The organism is Microcystis sp. M_QC_C_20170808_M3Col (assembly GCF_007095505.1).
Lineage (GTDB): Bacteria > Cyanobacteriota > Cyanobacteriia > Cyanobacteriales > Microcystaceae > Microcystis.
In genome coordinates this window covers 1-2,939 of the sequence record NZ_SFBY01000375.1, presented here as the reverse complement: position 1 = coordinate 2,939, position 2,939 = coordinate 1, and the positions used below count along the sequence as shown (strand labels likewise).

Annotated in this window: 3 protein-coding genes and 1 pseudogene; 2 read left to right on the top strand and 2 right to left on the bottom strand. The window is 46.3% G+C overall.

Going from position 1 to position 2,939, the window contains the following annotated elements; all coding sequences use genetic code 11:
* Nucleotides 1-133: 133 nt before the first annotated feature.
* Nucleotides 134-820, bottom strand: a complete 687-nt coding sequence (locus EWV84_RS17345; RefSeq protein WP_286824582.1) for a hypothetical protein — start codon at nt 818-820, stop codon at nt 134-136.
* Between the two features lie 252 nt (nt 821-1,072).
* On the opposite strand from EWV84_RS17345, the gene hisD reads away from it, so the two are divergent.
* Both hisD and EWV84_RS17335 read left to right on the top strand, forming a co-directional pair.
* The gene (gene hisD, locus EWV84_RS17340) at nt 1,073-2,377 is read left to right on the top strand and encodes a histidinol dehydrogenase (protein WP_287079014.1); all 1,305 of its coding nucleotides are present in this window, start codon (nt 1,073-1,075) and stop codon (nt 2,375-2,377) included.
* A 78-nt stretch (nt 2,378-2,455) separates the two neighbouring features.
* Nucleotides 2,456-2,674, top strand: a pseudogene (locus tag EWV84_RS17335) (DUF433 domain-containing protein); the annotation flags it as partial.
* A 4-nt stretch (nt 2,675-2,678) separates the two neighbouring features.
* Here the strand turns inward: EWV84_RS17335 and EWV84_RS17330 are convergent.
* Nucleotides 2,679-2,828 (bottom strand): hypothetical protein, encoded by a 150-nt coding sequence (locus EWV84_RS17330; protein ID WP_287079012.1) that lies wholly within the window; start codon nt 2,826-2,828, stop codon nt 2,679-2,681.
* Nucleotides 2,829-2,939 lie beyond the last annotated feature (111 nt).

Here is a 2,939-nt window from a genome sequence, read left to right as displayed (position 1 = left end):
GGGACTTTTTCCCTGAAAATTAGGTAATTGACCACCTGAAAATGGGTAAAACCCCACACCCCAACCCCCAACCCCCAACCCCCAACCCCCAACCCCCAACCCCCACCGAAAAACTTTTTGCCGCAAACCCTAATTAGGGCAGCCATTCCAGTAAAATTCCTAGGGAGCTATCTTTACGAGCGCGGGAATTTTGGGCTTGAATATCGGCAGCTAAACGTAAATTAGAGGTAATCGCATAACCAACCGAAAGAGTAGTCAATCCCACCTCGTTAGCACCCCCTGGGGAGATAAAACTCTGACTGACGGTGATATCTGCTGCCCCCGTGCGAGAAAGGGCTAATTTGAGCTTTAATCCTAAGTTAAGCCCATCGGTGCTGTAATTTCCTGTCTGAATGTAACGATAGCCCACCATGGGAGCCAGATTGACATAATCACCCAAAGGGAGGAGATAGTATTGTAAATTTGCTCCTATTGCCGTCCTTTTGCCGTTAAAAGCCGTCTGATAATCGCCGCTTAGGGTTAAACTGGTTTGACCGAAAAACACATCTTCTACCCCCAAAATCACGCCACTGGAATTATCGCTAGAAGGAAACTGGGCATACCCTAAACGGATACGAGTGCGAAAACTAGGATCATTGCGAATTTCTTCGGCGATATCGGGTATTTTTTCTAACCAACGCTCTAAAACGGGGCTTTCTTGCCGAATTTTCGGGTCTAAGTCTAACTCCGTTTCTGCCCACACCGGACCAATCGCCCCCCATAATAAAGCAAGAGCGATCGCATTTACAGAACAGCAAGAGAGCTTATACATGATCTGCATTATACCCAAGGAGGCAGGGGACAGGAGGCAGGAGGCAAGAGAAAGAATCTGGCAATAAAGCTTTTAGCTTAACAAATTAGGTTTTAGATTCGGCCTTTGTTATCAGTTATCAGATGTGAGTTTTCAGTTCACTGATTACTGGTTACTGTTTACTTCCCACTTCCCACTCCGACACTCCCCCAAAGGTTACAATTAAAAAAGATAAGATTCCCCGTTATTCTTGAGAGGACGGGGGCAGTAGGAGTAGCAATAGTGGTTAGAATATTAAAACTTTCGCAATTAAGTAGCGCGGAACGGGCAAAACTTCAGAAAAGAGCCGAGTTAGATATTGATAACGCCCTAAAAGTCGCTCAAACGGTCATAGAAACCATCCGCGCACGGGGGGATGCCGGCGTTGTGGACTATGTGCGGCGTTTTGACTACGAAGGTGCGACGGTAGAAAATATCAAAGTCAGCGAGGCAGAATTTGAGCGGGCTTTTCATTTAATTGAACCGGAAGTAAAAACTGCCATTGAACAGGCTTTCCGGAATATTCAAGAGGTACATCGTCGCCAAATGCCGGAAGAAACACAACTGGCAGAAATTGAAACCGGTGTCTTTGCCGGCGAAAAAATCTCTCCTATCCCCAATGTGGGTTTATACGTTCCCCGGGGCCGCGGTGCTTTTCCCTCGATGATGTTAATGTTAACCATCCCGGCAATGGTGGCAGGAGTGGAAAGAGTTGTCGTTTGCACTCCCCCCGATAAACAGGGCAACGTGGAACCCGTTTCTCTGGTGGCGGCGCAGATGGCTGGAGTCAGAGAAATTTATAAATTAGGGGGCGTACAAGCGATCGCCGCTTTAGCTTTGGGAACAAAAAATATCAAAAGGGTTGACAAAATTACAGGTCCGTGCAGCGTCTATGGGGCGGCGGCCAAACGGTTACTGTTCGGCACTGTGGATGTGGGTTTGCCGGCAGGTCCGAGTGAGTCGATAGTTTTGGCCGATGAGTCCACCGATGCCCGTTTAGCGGCCTTGGATTTATTAATTGAAGCGGAACACGGGGCGGATTCGGCGGCTTTATTAGTCACCCACTGTGAAGATGTGGCGATCGCCGCTAGTGAATATGCTCAGGAATACCTGCAAAAACTCCCGGATTGGCGACGGGAATTCTGTGAGGCGGGTTTAGCCGCCTATGGGGGCATAATTTTAACCGATAGTTTGCAGCAATCCCTCGATTTTGTCAATGAGTACGCCCCGGAACATCTAGAGGTTTTAGTTAGTAATCCTTTTGCCATTCTGGGCAAGATTAAAAATGCTGGCGAAATTCTCCTGGGAAATCATACTCCTTCCTCTATGGCTACCTACGCCATCGGAGTCAATGCTGTGCTGCCCACAGGAAGTTTTGCCCGTTCCTATTCGGCGGTTTCGGTTTATGATTTTCTTAAACGCTCCACTTTGGCTTATGTCACCCCTGAAGGCTTTGAAAAGTTAAAAGAAACCACGAAAACTTTAGCCGAGTACGAAGGTTTTCCCGCCCATAAATTAGCAATTCAACACAGGGAAATTTTACTCTAAATAGGGGAAACAGGGAATAACTTAGATATTTAGGCCAGCTTATTTTTTAGATTCAGTACAGCTTGAGTAAATTCCATGATGCAACTCGAAGACTATTTTAACTTTCTCACCCCTAATGATATTCGCTTAAAAGGGACAAGAATTGGCATTGAAACCATTCTCTATGACTATATTTATCATGCCAAAACACCTGAAGAAATTGCTAAAACTTACTCATCTTTGAGCCTAGAACAAGTTTATGCAACAATTCTGTACTATTTGCATGAGCAAGAAGAAATAACCAATTATTTAACCGAATTGTCTAAGGTGTAATCAGTAAGACTGAGGGAAAGTAAGTTCGGTAGCGGTTGACATCTCTCGTTAGTAGGGGCATGGTAGTGACAGCAGCGTGAGCGCCGATGTAGAAATCTGCGGTGAGGATGTCAAGAGTCACGGGTCGCTTGCTTGACATCCTCACCGCCGTAAACGGACGGTGATTCCCAAACCTCACGATTTAGGTTTCTGCTTCTTTCCCTTGCGGGGTTTCGCACCTGCCTTAACAGATTTACTCTGTTCTGGTCTT

Coding starts and splice junctions, on each gene's coding strand:
- EWV84_RS17345 (WP_286824582.1), bottom strand. CDS start 820: ATGCAGATCATGTATAAGCTCTCTTGCTGTTCTGTAAATGCGATCGCT.
- EWV84_RS17330 (WP_287079012.1), bottom strand. CDS start 2,828: ATGTCAAGCAAGCGACCCGTGACTCTTGACATCCTCACCGCAGATTTC.